The sequence below is a fragment of the Phocicoccus schoeneichii genome, from assembly GCF_014635565.1.
In the GTDB taxonomy this organism is placed as follows: domain Bacteria; phylum Bacillota; class Bacilli; order Staphylococcales; family Salinicoccaceae; genus Phocicoccus; species Phocicoccus schoeneichii.
On record NZ_BMDB01000002.1, the window covers coordinates 240447 to 260696 of the forward strand.

Here is a 20250-nt window from a genome sequence, read left to right on the forward strand (position 1 = left end):
CACAATAGTTCGAAAATTTTCATATTTGAAAAATAGGAGGGTACAGATGACACAAGAAATGTACGGAAGATTACTTAAAGAGATTAGGTTATCCCGAAAAATGACATTACACACGCTATCAAGCGACATTATATCAGTCTCACAACTCTCAAAGTTTGAAAATGGAATAACAAATTTAACAATCGATCGCTTATTACTTCTCCTAGATAAGTTAAATGTTACCTACGAAGAATTTTTTACTGAAGCGAAAGCCTATCAGCGACCAGAAATAGAACGAGTAAGCGCGTTGATTTCCAAGAAGTATATAGAACAAGACGTTGAAGCATTAAAAACACTATATACAGAGCAAAATATGACTTATGAAAAGACTAACATTTATTTTTATAAATTAAATGCCATATTAGTAGCTTCTGTTTTAGAAGATCTAACAGAAGAAATATTTGTGACCAAAGAGATGAGAAATGAACTTGCGGAATATTTATTTGGTGTAGAAAGATGGAGGTATTACGAAGTTGTATTATTTGGCAACTCTATGCGTGCCCTGACGACTGACATGCTGAAGATTGTTACAACTGAGCTGATGAAATCACCTGTGCTGAGTGTACAAATCGCTAAAAGTAAGCAGATGAGAATTCAAATCCTATACAATGTGGCATTAACAATGATAGAAAAAAAAGAATTAGACTTCGCCAAACTACTTATAGAAGAAACGAGAAGTAGCCTTGAAAAAGATGAAACATTGATATTAGAACGCATAAAACTACATTACTTGAATGGATACTATATGTTTAAAAGTGGAAAAACTGAAGCGGGTAAACAATTGATGAAAGAAAGCATCAATACCTTCCAACTATATAACTGTATTCATCTTGCACAAAACTTTGAAGCGCACTACAAAGCGAGTATTCAGTAAAAAAGCTGAGTTTATGAAGGCGAGATGCGGCGAGCGGGACTTTATCTTTTAGTTACTGAGTGATTTTGAGTACTATCTCAAAGATAATGAGTATATCTTTTAGATACTGAGTGATTTTGAGTACTATCTCAAAGATAATGAGTTTATCTTTTAGATACTGGGTGATTTTGAGTACTATCTAAAAGATAATGAGTTTATCTTTTAGATACTGGATGATTTTGAGTACTATCTCAAAGATTAAGGGTTAAATTCAATAAAAAAGTGCACGAGACTCTATGGAGTAGTGTCTGCGTGAGATAACTACAGAGAGACCTCCTATATAATCAAGTGCGCTTTTTTATATTAGGTAAGGATTATCTACTAGCCTTTTTTATTTTCTGCATTCATTAACAAACACTTCAAATAGGCGATTTTTCGCTTCATCTTCAATATATTCCGGGTGCCACTGTGTACCAAGAATGAAATGATTCGTTGTACTTTCAATGGCTTCAATAATACCATCATTCGCGTGAGCAACAGCTTTTAAACCTTTACCGAGTTCTTTAACAGACTGGTGGTGGAACGAGTTGACGCGAATTTCCTCAGTATTATAAATTTCACCAAACTTAGAATCAGGATCAATTGTGACAGAATGAGACAGATGTTCGTTCATAGCTTTTTGAACATGCTGCATTGCAGACTTGCCCACTTGAGTCGGGATATCTTGGTAAAGAGACCCACCAAGCGCGACATTAACCACTTGTGCACCACGACAAATTGCGAGGATAGGTGTGTGTCTATCGATTAACTCCTTGACCAGCGCGAATTCAAAACCGTCGCGACCGGGCGAAATATCCTGGAGCTGTTGAAGCGGGTCCTCGTTGTAAAACACAGGATCCACGTCCAAACCGCCGGTAAAAAGCACACCGTCTATAGAAGAGACAAGATCCTTGATGGCAGTAGCATCCGAAGTCACAGGAAGAATGACAGGAATCCCGCCAGCCTCGATGATGCGATTGTAGTTACTTTTGTGGACAGAAAGATTCTTCTCATCCTCAAAATTTGTAGTAATACCGATAATTGGTTTCATGAGATCACCTGACTTTAATTAGTTATATTTATAATATACTAAATTTTCTTGAAGTATTCATAAGCTAGATTATACTTAAGCTAACGATAATACATAGAGAGGGAGTCATGACGTGGATAAATCACTTCTAAATTCCTATGAGAGAGGGTTTATTAATAAAAACTCTAATAAGCTAACGGTCTATCCTCCCGAACTGATTATAAATAATGAGCATGAAAACTTATTAACTCCAATTTTAGAGGAAATGGATAAGTGTCATGATTTTATGATCTCAGTAGCCTTTGTAACTGAAGGTGGGTTAGCGACACTTAAAGCAATGTTACTAAAATTAAAAGATAAAGGGATAAGTGGCCGTCTTGTAACTTCTACTTATTTAAATTTTAACGCACCTAAAGTGTTTAAAGAACTACGTAAAATAGAAAATTTAGATGTAAGAATTACTGATATAGATGGTTTCCATGCAAAAGGATATGTATTTAAAAATTCAGAGTATACTTCCATGTTCATTGGAAGTTCTAATTTAACCGACACTGCTTTGAAGAAAAATTATGAGTACAATGTAAAACTCACAAGTTTAGAAAACGGTGAGGTAATCCAGCACTTCTATCAAAAGTTTGAAGATCTATGGAAAACATCAAAAATTTTGGATGACAATTGGATACGTTCTTATACAGAAATCTATAAAGAAAATAAAGATAAAAACAACATGATCTCGATTGTAGAAGATCCATCAAGATACCAATATCATCACGTAGAAGAACAAATTATTTCACCAAACTTAATGCAGGCAAATGCGCTTGAATCACTATATCAATTGAGAGACTCTGGTGAACATAAAGGTTTAATCGTTTCAGCAACAGGAACAGGTAAAACTTATTTATCTGCATTTGATGTCATGGCTTTTAAACCTAAGAAAATGTTATTTATTGCTCACAGAGAGCAAATCCTAAAGAAATCTAGAGATGATTATGCTGGATTGTTAAAAGAGAACCATACAGATTTTGGTATTTATAGTGGAAATACTAAAAATACGGAGGCTAAATATTTATTTGCAACTATTCAAACAATCTCACAAGATCATCACTTAAAGCAATTTAGTAGAGATGAGTTTGATTACATTATTATTGATGAAGCACATAGATCAGCAGCTGGATCTTATACGAAAGTTCTTAATTATTTCAGGCCAAAGTTCTTACTTGGAATGACGGCAACTCCAGAGAGAACAGATGATGCAGATATCTTCAGACTTTTTGACTACAATATTGCTTATGAAATTAGATTGCAACAAGCGCTCGAAGCGGATATTCTTACATCGTTTCATTACTTTGGTGTAACGGACTTTGACGTTGATGAAGATAGTGACATCGATGAGTTATCGGAAGAAAGCCGAATTCAAAATATCGTTAATAAAATTAATTATTATGGACACTCTGGAGAAACGCTTAGGGGACTAATATTTACAGCAAATATTAAAGAAGCAGAGATGATTGCTAAAAGTCTTGCTAATTATGGGTTTAGAACAAAGGCGTTAACAGGTTCTACAAGTCCAGAAGAAAGAGAAGCAGCTGTACAAGATCTTGAAGATGGCTTCTTGGATTACATCGTTACTGTAGATATCTTCAATGAGGGTGTAGACATTCCATCAGTAAACCAAGTTGTAATGTTAAGGCAGACACAATCAGCAATTATATTCGTGCAACAACTTGGACGTGGACTTCGTAAACACGATGAGAAAGAATTTCTAACTGTAATTGACTTTATTGGAAACTATAAAAACAACTATCTCATTCCAGTAGCTTTGACAGGAGATAATTCATATAACAAAGACAACTTGAGAAAAAGTATTATTGGTAAAAATATTGTTACTGGAGCATCGACGGTTAACTTTGAAGAAGTGGCCAAAGATCGTATATTTAGGTCAATAACGAGTGCCACAGTAAACTCAATCAGACAGTTAAAATCAGCTTTTCTTAATTTAAAACACAAGATCGGTCATGAACCGAATATTTTAGAATTTTATGAAGACCCTGATACACCAGATCTTAAAGTAGTATTCTCTAAAGTAAAGCACTATCCAGAGTTTTTAAATAAGGTAGGGGAGAACAAACTGGAGTTACCAGAACGTTTTTCTAAAATTCTTCACTTTATTAGTCATGAAATTATTGATGGAAAAAGACTTGGGGAAGTAATTTTACTTGAGGAGTTAGTAAAAGGTGGTATCTCTATAAAGCACCTTCAGATGAGACTAGCCGCATTAAATTTACCATATTCAGAAAAAGACATAGATTCACTAAACCGTTACTTGGACCTTTCTTTCTTTACTTCACAAAATGTAAAGAAGTATAAGTATCCGCTTCTAGTGAGAAATGGAGATGAACTTCTCCCGGGAAATGAGTTAAAAGATATGTTGAATAATGAAAGTTTATCTTTACATCTTGAACATTTAATTCATATAGGCAAAAAGAATGCTGAGCATTATGACCGGACAAATCCGCTGACTCTATATAAGAAATATACGCGTAGAGACTTTTGTCGTTTGTTAAATTGGGATACAGATGAATCATCGACTATTTATGGATATAGAGAGAAGTATGATACTTTACCAATTTTCATTACGTATCATAAAGACAAAACAAAAGTAGACACTCAGTTATATGAAGATGAACTTTTAGATCCATATACATTACATTGGTTTACAAGACCAGGTACATTGAAGAGCAAAGAGATAGAAAGTTTGATAAAAAATCATGAACACCATGGCTTACCAATCTTTATTTTTATCAAAAAAGACGATGATGAGGGAACGGATTTTTACTATTTAGGGAAAGCAGATATTGATATCAAAACAATTACTGAAACAACGATGCCTCAAACAGGAAAAAACGTAGTAACGATGAATATGCAACTACAAAAACCAGTTAAACACGAACTCTATAATTATTTAGAGACTAAAATTGAAAGTTAAAACCAAGGAGTTATTTTTTGATTCAAACAGACTTAAGTTCTTTGCCGCTTTGGCGAACAGGAATAATATTTGTGACAGCTGCTATTTAATAATTCATTTTTTTAAGTATTTCATTATCTCTATACTAGTTGATTTTAATGAGGTTTTAATTAGAGATAGCGATGTTTTCATCTCTTTTCAAAGTTATAGATCACAAGCATGCTAATTGCAGAATTAAAATAAATTATTATTAGCAAATTTCTGAATTTAGATCTTGTGTAAAAGATCATTTAATGATCCAATAGATCTAAGGAGTGGATATTATGGCAATAATTGATTCAAATTTTAAGAGTTTAAAAAAATATTTTGCAGATGCACCTTACCATGTTCCAGAATATCAAAGAGGATATTCATGGGATAAAGAGCAACTGGATGATTTATGGCAAGACTTTATTCATTTACAAGAAGAAGAGAAATTGGAGAAACACTTTCTTGGTCAGGTTGTTATACATAATGATACCAAAGAAGATATCCGTAATATAATTGACGGTCAGCAAAGAACAAGTACAAGTATAATAGTTTTAGACGCTTTTAGAAGAAAATTTTATGAGCTTTCAAGTGAACAAAATACGGAAAGTTTAAATAATAAAATCAGGGATGTAATTGAAGAGATTATTGATGATTTTATTGGTAAGGAAACTTCAAGAAAAGATTCAACAAAGCTATTTTTAGGTGAAGCTGATAAAAAGTTTTTTAGAATATATATCCAAGAACCTATAGTGAGCAAGATTAAAGTTACCAAATCAAGTTTAAGTAACTCTGAAAAAAGAATCTTTGAAGCTAGTAATTTCTTCTTAGCAAAGTTAGAGGAACAAATTGAGGGTTTGTCGAGCAATGAAGAAAAGTATAATAAACTTGATAAGTTGTATGAGAGCTTTATCAACTCAATGCAAGTTATGTATGTAGAAACAAATAATTTAAATGAAGCTTTTATAATTTTTGAAACTCTAAATGCCAGAGGTAAGTCTTTAGAAACATCGGACTTATTAAAGAACCTTATCTTCAGCAAGTCCGGTGATCAGATTGGTGAAAATAAAAATGACTGGAATAGAATGCTAGATCAGTTAGGGAATTCTGATGCAACCAAATACATTAGAAGCTATTGGAATGCTAAGAAAAAGTTTGTTAGGAATTCAGGACTATACAAAGTTATTAGAGCAGAGATAAACTCTCAAAAAGCTGCTAATGACCTAGTATCGGATCTAGCTAAGTATGCAAGTTTATATTCTGCAATTGATAGACCAACTGAGTCTACATATTATAGAAATCCAAAAATTAATGAGAAGCTAAATGACATCAATGATTTAAACGCTAAAACATATTATCCTATTATGCTAGCTCTAGAGCTCAAGGACGCAAAAGAAGATGATGTCTTGAGAGTTCTGGATGCTATTGAAACACTAATTGTGAGAAACTTTGTAGTCTCAGGTAAAACAGCAAACTCATATGAAGTAAAATTTAGTAAAATTGCACAAGAATTTTATAATGGACAAATATCTTCGATACAAGAAATTTTAGAAGAATTGAGAAAAGAAATATTGTCAGATAGCGAATTCCGAAATAACTTCGAAACGTTCTCAATAAAACAAAAACCTGCTGTTCGTTATCTATATAGAAAAATTGCAAATCACAATGAAAAGGAAATTCAAGTTATTAGAGATAATAATAAAGTACACATCGAACATATAATGCCTGAAAAGAAAGGTGCATGGGAAATATCTGAAGAAGTACATGCAGAGTATGTAAACAGATTTGGAAATCTAACTTTATTAGGTGATGAATATAATAGATCGGCATCAAACTTGAGTTTTGATCGTAAAAAGGAAATATACAAAAAATCGAAAATTGGTATAACCTACGAGTTAAGTAAGCAATCTAACTGGACAATTAACGATATTGCGAATCGACAAGAGTATCTTACTGATACAGCTCTAGAGATTTGGAAAAAATAATTTTGTTTACCGGGTTTTTATCTTAAAAATCGAGCATAGCACAACATCACTTTCCTTTAATTCATCTCAATTCACCTCTATACTTAAATTAATAATGGTATAGGGGTGTTTTTATGAGTGAACAATTTTTTAAGCAAGTTGTTTATGTAGATAAACTGACTAATGGTGTGCTTGATCCGAATGTACCTATGAAGTTTCACGTGAAGAACGGTGGAACAATCGTTGCAAATACTGCTCCTGGGTGTTGGGGTCCTATGATTACTCCTGAGTTAAAAGGGGGTCATGAAGTGACTCAGCCGGTTTTTGTAGAGGGCGCTGAGGTCGGGGATGCCATCGCCATCCGCATTAAGTCTATCGAAGTGACATCTGTTGCTACGACTTCTGGTACGGACGCACCTGTCGAGGGTCGATTCCACGGTGATCCTTTCGTCGCTGGGTATTGCGAAACGTGTGACACGGAAAACCCTAAAACGATCGTCGAAGGTACAGGAGATGATTCTGTTAAATGTGCCGCGTGTGGGAATTCTGTTACGCCTTTCCATTTAACTCACGGATACACAATGGTGTTTAATGACGATAAAACAGTCGGAATTACGGTGGATGAGAAAGCAGTGAAGAAAATTACTGAAAATCCTAAGATGTACATGCATACTCCGGATGCGTCGATTCAAAACCCAGTTGTCTCGTTTGCAAAACACCAAATTCCAAATGTTCCTGCGCGTGTCATTCCTTTTTTAGGACAGCTCGGCACAACGCCGTCTAAGGCTTTCCCTGATTCTCATAACGCAGGGGATTTCGGGCAGTTCTTAATTGATGCACCGCATGGTTTTGGAATGAGTGAAGCGGATCTTTCTCACCGTACTGATGGTCATATGGATATTAACCGAGTACGAGAGGGCGCAATTTTAATTGCCCCTGTTAAGGTCGAAGGTGGCGGTGTCTACATGGGTGATATGCACGCAATGCAAGGGAATGGCGAGATTGCGGGCCATACAACAGACGTATCTGGTATTGTGCAACTCGAAGTATCTGTCATCAAAGATATAAATCTAGAAGGGCCAATTCTTTTACCAATCAATGAAGATCTACCCGCCGTTGCAAAGCCGTTCACTGGTAAAGAGTTAGAAGACGCGCGAACTTTAAGTGCAGAATGGGGTATGGAGGGTGCTGTTGAAGAAAGTTATCCGTTAAGTTTCATTGGAACAGGTGCGAATTTGAACGCAGCAACAGATAATGGATTAGAACGTGCAGCTAAACTGTTAGAACTTTCTGTTGAAGAGATTAAAAACCGCGCAACAATAACAGGATCCATCGACATCGGTCGAAATCCGGGCGTCGTCACAGTAACATTCCTCGTGCCAAAAATATTACTAGAAAAATTAAAAATCGGTAAGATTGTATCAGGGTTTTATGGGTAAAAATTTTTAAAGAGTAGATATCTTATCTACTCTTTTTTCATCATTTCTATAAATGCACGTACCGTGTTTAATTCTAAACTTTCTTTTTTATAATATACCCATGTTTTCCTATATACCTTTTCACCTTCTCTCTTTAGTGGAGATGTATATAGTCTAGAGTCTTTGATGCTCATCATAGGGACAATCGTGATTCCAAGACCACGCTTTACCATCTCTATACTTGTGTCTATCCGGTCAACCTGCATGGTGATATTCATAGGTGTATTGTATGTTTCTAACCACCATTTATCAATCGTTGATTTTAAATACGGATCTGTTTGATATTGAATATAGTTTTGTGATGGCAGTGCATCTAAATCAATTTTTTTTGTTGAAATTACCATCAATTCTTCTTTTGAAAGTAATATTTTTTCTCCTGTAGATTTTAAATCCCCTCTAATAAATGCAACGTGAATCGATTCGTCTTGGAGTTGTTCTAAAATATTAGAACTCCAACCTGTAACAAGTGACACTTCTACATTCCTATGTGCATTCATAAAAGCACTCAATTTATCTGGAAGTTCATAATGTGCATAGTTACTAGATGAACCTATACGTAGCGTACCGTATAATCCATTTTTCATATTATGAAGATGGTCTTTTAATGCTCTGTTTTTTATCTGCATTTCTCTCGCATAATGAACCAAATATTCTCCTTCAGGAGTAAACGTGATACCTTTGTTACCTCTATGTAAAATTTCGATATCGAATTCTTGTTCTAATTGTTTAATTCGGTAGGATAACGCGGGCTGAGATGTATACAGTTTTTTCGCAGCACGTGTAATATTCATTTCCTCATGTAAGACAGTCAACATGTTCCAGTCTTTTTCTTCCATAGTGCACCTCTGTCATAAAAATATTCTATTCATTTATATATAATATATATATTTTACTTATATCAATCAATGACATACGCTTAACATAACATATACAGAGGAGTGTATTTTGATGAATACATATGATTTAGTAGTAGTGGGTACAGGTAATGCTGCATTGTCTGCAGCTGTTTCAGCAAGTGAAAACGGTGTTAAAGTTTTAATGGTAGAAAAAGCAAAAGAAGATAATCGTGGTGGGAACTCTTTCTTCACGGATGGGGCTATTCGCTTTGCATACGGTGATTTAGATGGTTATAAGAATGTTATTTCTAATATTACGGAGAATGATACTATCGAGTTACCAAATTATACAGCAGAGGATTTCTATGATGACATGATGCAAGTAACTAAAGGTAAATCAAAACCAGAACTTGCGCGTCATCTTGTGAATAACTCCTACGACACAGTACAGTGGATGAAGTCACAAGGCGTTCGGTTTATCATGAACGAAAACCAGTACTTTGAAAAAGATGGTGTCAAAACATTCTGGGGTGGATTGCCATCAAAAACAGACCGTAAAGGGATTGGTCTCGTCGAGGCACTATTTAAAAAAGCAGAAGAAAACGGAGTTGAAATTTGGTACGATTCACCCGCAGTACGCTTAAAAACTGATGGAGATAAAATTACAGGAATTATTGTGAATAAGTCCGGAACAGAAACAGAAGTAGATTCTAAAGCCGTTATACTCGCATGCGGTGGATTCGAAGCAAATAAAGAGAAGCGTATTGAGAATCTAGGAAATGAATGGGCTGATGCAATCGTTCGTGGAACAAAACATAATACAGGTGACGGAATTTCGATGGCGCTAGAAGTTGGTGCTGTTAAAGCGGGTCAATATGATGGATGTCATGCGCACACCACTGATTTTAATGCACCTCGTTTTGGTGATTTTAATAAACCAGGTGATATTTATAAAAAATCATCGTATCCTCTTGGATTAATCGTTAATGTAGAAGGTGAGCGTTTTGTAGATGAGGGTGCAGATTTCAGAAACTACACGTATGCTAAATATGGAAAAGAAACACTGAAGCAGACAGGGCACAAAGCATTCCAAGTTTATGATAGTCAAGTGAGCCCACTCCTTAGAGTAGAGTATGAATTAGACGAAGCGACAAAATTCGAAGCAGATACGCTATCAGAACTTGCAGAAAAAATGGGTGTAAATAAGGAACAATTCTTGAATACAATAGAGTCATATAACAATGCGGTCCAAGACGGTGATTATGATCCATCAATTAAGGATGGGAAATCAACTGTAGGCATTACACCACCAAAATCTAACTGGGCATTAAAATTTGATAAAGCACCATTTTTTGCTTATCCAGTCACATGTGGAATTACATTTACTTTTGGTGGAGTGAAAGTCAATGATAAGACAGAAGTATTAAATAAAGAAGATCAGCCAATAAAAGGGTTATATGCTGCTGGTGAAATGGTTGGGGAGTTATTTTATCATAACTATCCAGGTGGATCAGGACTCATGTCTGGATCTGTATTTGGGAGGACAGCAGGGAATTCTGCAACACAATATATCAAACAATAGAATGGTCATCCTCTCGGATGACCTTTTTTATGTCTTTAAACTGATATAATGAAATAAATGTACACATAGGAGTCACGATATGCGGAGATTTTTAGATGTAGACTTAGAAACTAAAATAAATGGCATATTACTTGGATTTATTAGTTTAATTATACTGTCTTTATCTGCATTTTATTTATACCATTCGAGTACAGAGTATGTGGATAATGCAGAACGGATTACTTTGCAGTCTTCAAAGACTATATCATTTCTGCCAGGTATTTCCAGTAAGAATAATCTCATAGATACTGAAAGTATTGGCGTACATATGAACCAGTATGTTTATGACAACGACATAGACTTTATTGTGATACAAGATACAACCGGGAAGTATGTCTATCATCCAGATGTAAGTAAAATAGATGAACATGGGCCAATTAATCATGCAATGCGTGCACGTATTTTTGGTGCGTACTATGTAGAAGAGAGCACGTTTGATGAAAGAGATGCATTTATTGCCTATGCTCCCATCTACTCAGGAACTGATGTGCGGGAAATAGTTGGAATGGTCCAGGTGGGCTATTATAAAAGTAAGATTTATTCTGAAATTTATGAAACACTTGTTCAACTCTTACTTATTATTATTGTATTTATTTTAGTCAGTGTGTTTATAAGTCGTTGGTTTGCAAATTACATAAAATCAGAAACACTTGGTTATGAACCAAAAGAAATAACAACGATATTAAGAAATAGAGAAAATATATTCTCAGCTTTAAATGAAGGAATTATCTCCACGAATATAGATGGAAAAATTGAGTATAGTAATAAGGCTGCAAAAAAATTCTTAAATATTAGTCGAATGGAAACGGATCGTACGATTCAATCCTATCTACATGACAGAGCAATTGATGAAATAAAGAATAAAACGTTAAAAACGGATGTTCAATATTTTGAAACGAGCTATGGTGAAAAAGAGTTTATCGTTATCGTAAACAGACTATTTGAGAAAGCTGAACTAAAAGGTTTTGTATTCATCTTTAGAGATATGACTGAAAAAGTCGAATTAACCAATAAACTTCAAATTGTAGAGTCTTTATTTGATGACTTACGCGCACAAAGTCATGAGTATAAAAATAAATTACATCTAATTTCTGGTTTACTTGAGATGAAGAAATATCAACACATTAGAGACGTTCTAACGGTAGAGATGCAAGGAATCGATAATTATCATAGAAATCTTTTAGATATTGATGAAGATAAAATTAAGGCACTTATTCTTGCGAAAATGAACAGTGCAAGCGAGAAGAGAGTTGTACTCACGGTTCAAGAGGGCAGTCACATGTTCCGAGTGAAAAGCCAGAGATTCTTAAATGCATTATTAACGATTATTAGTAATCTTCTTGATAATGCCATTGATGAAGTGGCCTCACTTCCAGTAAAAGAAGTTATTTTTTATATTGGATATTATGATGATTGGCTTGAAATCATGGTGCAAGACTCAGGAAACCGTGTGATTGATACAGAAAAAATATTTGAAAAAGGCTATTCGACAAAATCAGAAGGTATTAACAGAGGGTATGGTTTATATAATGTGAAAACAAGTGTGGATGTAATAAACGGCTTTATTGATGTGCTATCTACAGATGAAAAAACAATATTCACTGTTGAAATACCGATATATAGAAAGAGTGAAAGTAATTGAACATTTTAATTGTAGAAGATGATTTTAGAATTGGTGAAATGTACAAAGAATTTTTAAAAGCAGAAACAGAAGCTAAGAAAATTGAATGTGTGATTAATGCAAAAGAAGCCTTGGAATATTTATCGGCAAATGAAGTGGATATCGTGATTATTGATATTTATTTACCAGATATGATGGGAGATACACTTGCTGAAGAAATACTGAAAAAGTACCCATTTATAAACTTCATTTGCATAAGTGCCAACCAAGACGCACAGATTATAAAGGATTTAATTAATCTTGGTGTGTTACATTACTTGATTAAACCAGTTAAACTCGACACTTTAGGTGAGATAGTGAATAGATTTATAAATATGAATAACGCTCTCTCTACGGAGAAAGAGTTAGAGCAATCGGAAATCGATCAATATTTCACAGTCAAGAAAACGATAGAGAATACAGATTTACCTAAAGGAATCGATCCAGTCTCTCTTGAAAAGATTCGAAATGCATTTGAAATTAAAGAAGAATGGGTATCATCTGAACTCGGACAAACACTCGGGACTTCAAGAACAACTGTGAGAAGGTATCTCGAGTACTTGCGAGAGATTGGTTACTTAAAAGTTACTCAAGAATTTGGTGATAAAGGACGACCTGAAAAAATATATAAAAAGTAAGTCCGTGAACTTTATGTTCTTTAATGACATAAAGTTCTTTATATTTTTAATTTTGATAGCGTTTACAACAGATAACGAATTAATTTAACATGGACTTAATCAAAAGAAAGCGAATTCAAGGAGGAAACACATATGAAAATCAAATTTAAATGGATGGCACTTGCAATGCTTTTAGCAACATTCATTATCAGTGGATGTAGTAGTAGTGGAGATGCAGAGTATCCATCCAAAAATATTGAGATTATTGCACCAGCAACACCAGGCGGTGGTTGGGATGCAACTGCACGAGCGATTCAAAACGTATTAGATAAAGAAGGTATTGTCGAACAAAACATGAATGTAGTTAACAAGCCAGGTGGCGGTGGAGAAGTTGGGTGGCAATATCTAAAAGGTAAAGATGCACATGATATTTCAGTTAACTCTAGCCTTGTAATTGCCAATAACTTACTTGGACAAAGTGAACTCACATATGAAGATTTCACACCTCTTGCAATCCTTGCAACAGAGTGGATTTCAATTGCGGTACCTGAGAAATCAGATATCGAAGATGGTATTGACTTACTAGACAGACTTAAAGAAGATCCAGCATCACTTACGATTGCAGTTGGTCCAGCACTTGGTAATAACGACCACTTATCATTTGTACGAGTAGCAGAAGAGTACGGTGTAGATGTATCAAAACTTCGTTTCCTTGTATATGAAAGTGGCGGAGATGTTTTAACAGCCTTACTTGGAGGTCACGTTGATCTTGCAACATTCTCACTTTCAGAATCACTAGAACAAAATGAAGCGGGTAATATTCGCGTTCTAGCAACTACAGCAGATGAGACAATTGATGGTATTCCATCATGGCAAGACCAAGGTATAGACTTTACTTTCCCACATTGGAGAGGTTTAATGGGCCCGCCTGATATGACTGAAGAAGAAATAGCATATTGGGATAATGCTCTATCAGAAATGGTTGAAACTGAAGGTTGGAAAAATGTGTTAGAAAACAACGGATGGGACAACTATTACATGAACAGCAAAGAAACAAAAGCATTCTTAGATGAACAAAATGAAATGTACAAAGAACTGATCGATAAAGCAGGACTCGGAAATTAAAAATCGATCTAAGTAGGTGAAGAGTAAATGAGGTTTATAATTCCTGGAGCTACAATTTTAATATCAATTGTGTATCTATTTTTAACATATAATCTCCCACAAGCTCATGTGGGAGATCCAGATGCAGCACAGAAATATCCATTATTAATTGGATATGCATTACTTGTTTTATCTGTTTTGTATCTCATTTCAGAACTGAAAAATGAAGAAAAAGTGAGAGAGGCATTCAGAATTTTTTCTGATAAAGAACTCACAATTAAAGTCATTGTTGTGCTAGCTCTATGTCTCGTGTACACATATATGTTTGAGCCACTTGGATTCTTGATTTCAACAATCATATTCTTGGGTGCATTATTGTTCTTAATTAATGGCGTAAAAAAATGGCTATTAAACATAATCATTGCTTTAGTATTCTCATTTGCAACTTGGTATGCATTTGCGGAATTACTGCAAGTGAGTTTACCGTAAAGGAGGATTACGATGGGAGTAGATTGGGGAAGTTTTGCAGAAGGTTTTTCTACAGCGATTCAGTTTGAAAACTTAATATTTATTGTAATCGGTGGATTGCTTGGAACAATCGTGGGAATGTTACCAGGACTTGGGCCAGCTACAGCAGTTGCAGTGTTAATACCTGTGACCTTCGGTATGGAGCCAACAAGCGCACTGATTTTACTTGGAGCAATTTACTACGGTGCAATGTATGGGGGTTCAAGAAGCTCAATACTTATCAATACACCAGGGGATGGTTCTGCGATAGCCGCTACTTTTGATGGTTATCCGATGACCAGAAAAGGGCAAGCCGGACAAGCATTGACTCTAGCAACATTAGCATCACTTGTTGGTGGTTTTATCGCTATGATTGGGTTTGTATTTTTAGCTCAGCCACTCGCACAGTTCGCATTAAAATTTGGACCAGCTGAATATTTCTTCCTACTGTTATTCACACTATCAGCAGTAGTTTCATTATCTAAAGGAAACATGTTAAAAGGATTTATTTCAATGTTCCTGGGACTATTGATTACTACAATTGGAATTGATTCTCAATCAGGTGTTTATCGTTTTACATTTGGTGTACCTCACTTAAGTGAAGGTGTCGACTTCCTAGTTGTAATTATCGGTATTTATGCAGTGGGAGAAGTTCTATATAATATTCTTTTACTAAAAGACGACTCATATAGAATTAAAGAAGATGTAGGAAATAAATGGATTACAAAAGAACAGTTTAAGCGTTCATTTTGGCCAGCACTGCGTCAGTCGCCTGTAGGATTCTTAATTGGTATTTTACCAGGTGCTGGTGGATCAATAGCATCGATGATCAGTTACTCAACTGAGCAACAATTATCAAAGAAAAGTGATGAATTTGGTAAAGGGGCACCAGAAGGACTTGCAGCACCAGAATCATCAAATAACGCAGCAGCAGTTGGTGCATTTATTCCACTATTAACGATGGGTATTCCTGGTTCAGGAACAACAGCAGTAATCCTAGGGGCATTAATTATGCTCGGTTTACAACCAGGTCCAATGTTATTCCAGAACCAACCAGAAGTTGTCTGGACATTTGTTAACAGCCTATTTATCGGTAATATTGCACTTGTTATCATGAACATATTATTAATTGGATTTTTAATTAAAATTTTAAAAACACCTGCTAACATTCTGTACCCAATCATTTTACTCTTAGCATTTATTGGGACGTATACGCTCGGGTATAGCACAATTGACTTCTTTATTCTCATGATTTTTGGTGTTATCGGATTATTTATGAAGATTTTAAATATCCCATCAGCACCATTAATCCTCGCAGTAATTATCGGAAATCAGTTGGAACAAAACTTTAGAATGGCAAGTGTGAGCTACGACAGTGTATTCGGTATGATGACAGCATCACCAATCGCAATTTTCTTTGTGATAATTACAGTATTATCTGTATTCCTACCGATGCTTTTAAACCGCTTAGCTCGTATAAAAAGATAATAAAGGGTGAATCGTAATGGCATGGTTTTTAGAAGAGACTAAGTCTCAAAAAGATCTTGCGGACATGTTTCTAAGCGCGTTAGAAATTAAGACGGCACACCAAATTGTAGGAGCTCATGATGGCATGAGCTCTTTATTAGCTAAAGAGGCAGGTTTTACACACCTTTACCTCTCAGGTGGCGCATTGTCGGCAAGTCTAGGTATACCAGATATCGGAATATTGACGCTTCAAGATGTTGTTTTGAAAGCTAGAGAGTTGATACGTGCATCTAATCTACCTCTTTTAGTAGATATAGATAATGGATTTGGTGAACCGTTGAATGTAGCACGTGCATGTTTCGAGCTTGTAGAGGCACGTGTAGCAGCTGTTCAAATTGAAGATCAGCTTATCCCTAAGAAATGTGGCCATTTAAATGGGAAGCGTATCATTTCAAAAGAAGACATGATGAAGAAAATTAAAATGATTAAGCAAGTGACGCCAAGCCTTGTCGTTGTTGCGCGTTCAGATGCACATTCTATAGAAGGTATAGATGATATGATTGATAGACTTAACGCATATGTTGAAGCGGGTGCAGATATCGTATTTCCAGAGGCGATGAAAACAATTGAAGACTTTGAATATGTTCGAAAGCGTGTGAATGCACCAATTCTAGCAAACATGACAGAGTTTGGTAAAACAGACTACATTCATGTTGATGATTTTAACAAAATTGGTATTAATTATGTACTTTATCCGGTTACATCCCTACGTGCAGCTTCTTTTAACACAAAGAAAGTGTATGAATATGTACGAGACAATGGTTCGCAACAGGGATTCTTAGATGAACTTCAAACACGTAAAGATTTGTATGATGTTTTACAACTTGATGCTTTTGAAGCGATGGACTCAAAAATTGATAAGACAATATTACCGACAGAATGAACAAAAAACAGGAAGTTTATAAATAAACTTCCTGTTTGGTTATTTTGCGATATATGTGTTTGTTTCAAGTATACTTTCGTATTTATTACGCGCAGGTGTATCTACGTATGTTATTTTAAATGAACTCAGATCATCTAGTGATTCTATAGTTGGAAGTTCACTAAGATTAATGACTGTACGTACTTCGTTCATATTTCTGGGTTGTGCAACATACCACGAAATGGTTAATTCTTCATAATCAAAATGGTAACGTAGTGTATAAAAATCTCCGAGTAAGTCTTCTAAATCCTGGACGGTATAATCATTATTCTGTAATTCCTCTATACTAAACTTCTTAAGTATATGCTGAAATGTCTCTTCATTTTCTTGAAGCTTGTCTTTATCATATAAATCTGTAAAGGATTCGCGGTACCTGCGTTCTATAGTACGCAAGTGATTGGTATTGTACTTTTTATTAAATTTTAGCAATACATATTCCTCTGGGCTATATTTAGCTTTACCATCATCATAATAAATCAAATCTTTGTTACTTGGTATTGTCCAACCCATTCTATATACATGTCGTGAAGCCTCTTTGATATCTAGTGTGTTTTCAAAGTTTTCATCAGTATACTGAGTATTGTCACTCGTTCTATTCGAGTGATTGTTAATAGCGGTCAAAAAGATATCATCTAATTCATTACTGTCATAGAAATTGTTATAAAAATCCTCAAGATAAAACGCATCAATGATATCGCCCGTGCTGTGAAAATTTAGAGTAGTATTGTCAATTTTATACTGATGAACCGTATTACCTTCTTGTAATGAAACGGAGCTAATTGTTTCATCTGGTTCATTGAATAGAGTGATCATATTGTCATATGTAATATCATCTATATCTACACTAATTAGAATGGACTCACTTCCTTCATTAATATAGTTATCAATTATTTTTAATCGTTCTAATAGGTCATCTTTTCCGGTGACATCAGAGGAATCGAATTTTTTAATTGCTTTCTTAAATTCTCTATTAGCAATAGCGTGCTGATTATTATGAAAAAGTTCATAAAAATAGCGTACTGGGCTAAAGAACACAATAATGATAACAATAAAAGAGATAATACCGAGTACAATCAATGTTTTCTTCATTACACTTACCCTCCCCGAAAATATTGTATTAATTTAATTTTAGCATATTAATATTTAAAACTTTGTTAAATAACTATAATGTAAATAATAGTAAATTATGAGGTGTAACTGAAGCGTTATTTAAAGGTTATATTGGTTATTGTAGCAGTAGTGTTCTTAGCTGGTTGTGCGAATTCCATCCGTCAGGTATCTGTGGATGACCCGGTAAAAATGGTACAGGACGAGGAGAGATTCGGATTGTTCTAGTGGTCATTGGTATTTTAACATTCATACGACCAGACATTATTTGGTTCTTTGAAGGTGGATATAAATATAAAGGTGCAGAACAATCACGTATGTATTCAGGGGTTAATATAACCAGAGGAATTATCGCTATTGGTCTTTCTCTTGTAGTTTTGTATTTCATATACAGAGCTTTAATTTTATAAACGCAAAAAAACAGGGTAGATACCCTGTTTTTTATTTCTATATTAAAATGGTCCGTACTCAATGAGTTGTGCGATCACTAAGAAGATTGCGCCAACTACGTACCAAATAATAAGTAATGGCCAAATAAATTTGATCCATTCATTGTATTTAATTTTTGCGATTGCAAGTGCTGCCATAAAGTAACCTGATGTTGGATAGAAGATGTTAGAAAAACCGTCTCCCATTAGGAAGGCCAGGACTGCTGTTTGTCTTGTCATATTTGTAAGGTCAACAAGTCCAATCATAATCGGCATCGTCGCCGCGGCTTGTCCACTTCCTGAAGGGATAAGGAAGTTAATTAACCCTTGAACGACCATCATTGCAACGGGTACTAATGTATCTGGTAACAGCGTCACAACCGAGCTCAGTGAGTTAATCATTGTGTCTAAAATCTGACCATCTGCGAGTACAATCGAGATCGCACGTGCTACACCCACAATGAGTGCGCCAAGTAAAATCTGATTCATACCATCATTCATTGACTCTGCAATTTTTGATGGTTTCAGGCCAGCAATCAGTCCTGAAATCACACCCGTTAAAAGATAAAATCCAGCAAGTTCAATGAAGTACCATCCTTGAGCAAAGATTCCATAGAACATAAATCCTAGACTCAGCAAGAAGAAAATACCTGCAATTAAAACACGTTTATTTGTTTTGGATGACATGAGTGCTTCATCTTTTAAGAATGATTCATTCTCATCTGGATTCGAAATCAGCGATCCGTTCGGATATTTATTCATACGTTTTGTATAGAAAATAACGAATAGGATACCAATTAAAAGCATAACGACGAGAATTAACGCGCGATATCCCATCCCTGAGAACAGCGGAAGTTCTGCAATCGTTTGTGCGGTACCTAAGTTAGCTGCAGGTGTGAGTCCGACAGTAAACCCAACGACTGTTGAGATTAAAATGGTTGCAGTCGCCGTTAAGCGGTCATACCCAAGCTTTAAGAATAGTGGAATGAATGCAGGTAAGAAAATGAGTGATGCTTCAATCATACCTGTCAGTGAAACCACCAGTGCGAGTGAAAATGCAATTACTGGTATAATAAGAACTTTCTTTTGTCCGAATGCTTTCATTAATCCATCAATCGCAAGATTAATAATTCCTGCTCTTTCTAATACCTTAAACATCGCTCCAATAGCGAGGATACCAAAAATGATTATAACCGTTTCTTGAATCCCACGTGGAATGGATGTCATAAATTCAAAAAATGTGACTGGGGATGATTCTACAATATGGAACGTATCTGGAATAATTTGTGTCACACCATCTACTTCTTCTCTATCGAATGTCCCAGATGGAATGATGTAAGAGAGAAGTGATGCTAGTCCGATGATTACAAAGAGTATCACATAAATGTGTGGCATTTGAAAATCTTTTTTATTTTTCTTGTTCTTCATCATAAAACCCCTTTCAATGATAGTTCATATTATACAGAAATTTAAATATTCAAACAATCATTGTTTGAATATTTAAAAAACACTCAATCCATTCTAAA

General features: G+C 35.1%; 16 protein-coding genes. 12 read left to right on the forward strand and 4 right to left on the reverse strand.

Annotation, left to right across the window (positions count from 1 at the left end):
- Positions 1-46: 46 nt before the first annotated feature.
- A complete protein-coding gene (locus IEU51_RS06350) occupies positions 47-913 on the forward strand; it encodes a helix-turn-helix domain-containing protein (RefSeq protein ID WP_186085841.1) in 867 nt (288 codons plus the stop codon).
- Between the two features lie 370 nt (positions 914-1283).
- On the opposite strand, the gene IEU51_RS06355 is transcribed toward IEU51_RS06350, so the two are convergent.
- Positions 1284-1982, reverse strand: a complete 699-nt coding sequence (locus IEU51_RS06355) for a gamma-glutamyl-gamma-aminobutyrate hydrolase family protein (protein ID WP_186085838.1) — start codon at positions 1980-1982, stop codon at positions 1284-1286.
- Positions 1983-2094: 112 nt separating this feature from the next.
- Between IEU51_RS06355 and IEU51_RS06360 the strand changes: the two genes are divergently transcribed.
- From IEU51_RS06360 to IEU51_RS06370, 3 genes are all read left to right on the forward strand, one after another.
- A complete protein-coding gene (locus IEU51_RS06360; protein WP_186085835.1) occupies positions 2095-4947 on the forward strand; it encodes a DEAD/DEAH box helicase in 2853 nt (950 codons plus the stop codon).
- A 302-nt stretch (positions 4948-5249) separates the two neighbouring features.
- The gene (locus IEU51_RS06365) at positions 5250-6938 is read left to right on the forward strand and encodes a DUF262 domain-containing protein (protein ID WP_186085832.1); all 1689 of its coding nucleotides are present in this window, start codon (positions 5250-5252) and stop codon (positions 6936-6938) included.
- A gap of 113 nt (positions 6939-7051) precedes the next feature.
- Positions 7052-8356, forward strand: coding sequence for an acetamidase/formamidase family protein (locus IEU51_RS06370; protein WP_186085829.1), 1305 nt, complete (start codon positions 7052-7054; stop codon positions 8354-8356).
- 26 nt (positions 8357-8382) lie between these two features.
- Here the strand turns inward: IEU51_RS06370 and IEU51_RS06375 are convergent, their stop codons facing one another.
- Positions 8383-9231 carry a LysR family transcriptional regulator gene (locus IEU51_RS06375; protein WP_186085826.1) on the reverse strand — a complete coding sequence of 283 codons (849 nt, stop codon included), beginning with the start codon at positions 9229-9231 and terminating at the stop codon, positions 8383-8385.
- A gap of 112 nt (positions 9232-9343) precedes the next feature.
- On the opposite strand from IEU51_RS06375, the gene tcuA reads away from it, so the two are divergent.
- From tcuA to prpB, 7 genes are all read left to right on the forward strand, one after another.
- On the forward strand, positions 9344-10813 hold the full coding sequence (gene tcuA, locus IEU51_RS06380) for an FAD-dependent tricarballylate dehydrogenase TcuA (RefSeq protein ID WP_186085823.1): 1470 nt from the start codon (positions 9344-9346) through the stop codon (positions 10811-10813).
- 79 nt (positions 10814-10892) lie between these two features.
- The gene (locus IEU51_RS06385) at positions 10893-12494 is read left to right on the forward strand and encodes a sensor histidine kinase (protein ID WP_186085820.1); all 1602 of its coding nucleotides are present in this window, start codon (positions 10893-10895) and stop codon (positions 12492-12494) included.
- Positions 12491-13150, forward strand: coding sequence for a response regulator (locus IEU51_RS06390; protein WP_186085817.1), 660 nt, complete (start codon positions 12491-12493; stop codon positions 13148-13150). The genes IEU51_RS06385 and IEU51_RS06390 overlap by 4 nt, the downstream gene beginning before the upstream one ends.
- Before the next feature lie 132 nt (positions 13151-13282).
- Positions 13283-14254, forward strand: a complete 972-nt coding sequence (locus IEU51_RS06395; RefSeq protein WP_186085815.1) for a tripartite tricarboxylate transporter substrate binding protein — start codon at positions 13283-13285, stop codon at positions 14252-14254.
- Positions 14255-14281: 27 nt separating this feature from the next.
- On the forward strand, positions 14282-14722 hold the full coding sequence (locus tag IEU51_RS06400; RefSeq protein ID WP_186085813.1) for a tripartite tricarboxylate transporter TctB family protein: 441 nt from the start codon (positions 14282-14284) through the stop codon (positions 14720-14722).
- 12 nt (positions 14723-14734) lie between these two features.
- Positions 14735-16228, forward strand: coding sequence for a tripartite tricarboxylate transporter permease (locus tag IEU51_RS06405; RefSeq protein ID WP_186085811.1), 1494 nt, complete (start codon positions 14735-14737; stop codon positions 16226-16228).
- Positions 16229-16244: 16 nt separating this feature from the next.
- Positions 16245-17150, forward strand: a complete 906-nt coding sequence (prpB, locus tag IEU51_RS06410) for a methylisocitrate lyase (RefSeq protein ID WP_186085808.1) — start codon at positions 16245-16247, stop codon at positions 17148-17150.
- A 39-nt stretch (positions 17151-17189) separates the two neighbouring features.
- Here prpB and IEU51_RS06415 read toward each other — a convergent pair whose 3' ends face one another.
- A complete protein-coding gene (locus IEU51_RS06415) occupies positions 17190-18278 on the reverse strand; it encodes a hypothetical protein (RefSeq protein WP_186085805.1) in 1089 nt (362 codons plus the stop codon).
- A 245-nt stretch (positions 18279-18523) separates the two neighbouring features.
- Between IEU51_RS06415 and IEU51_RS06425 the strand changes: the two genes are divergently transcribed.
- Entirely contained in the window at positions 18524-18706 is a 183-nt protein-coding gene (locus tag IEU51_RS06425; RefSeq protein WP_188349291.1) for a hypothetical protein, read from the forward strand.
- A 42-nt stretch (positions 18707-18748) separates the two neighbouring features.
- Here the strand turns inward: IEU51_RS06425 and IEU51_RS06430 are convergent, their stop codons facing one another.
- Entirely contained in the window at positions 18749-20152 is a 1404-nt protein-coding gene (locus IEU51_RS06430) for a YfcC family protein (RefSeq protein ID WP_186085799.1), read from the reverse strand.
- Positions 20153-20250 lie beyond the last annotated feature (98 nt).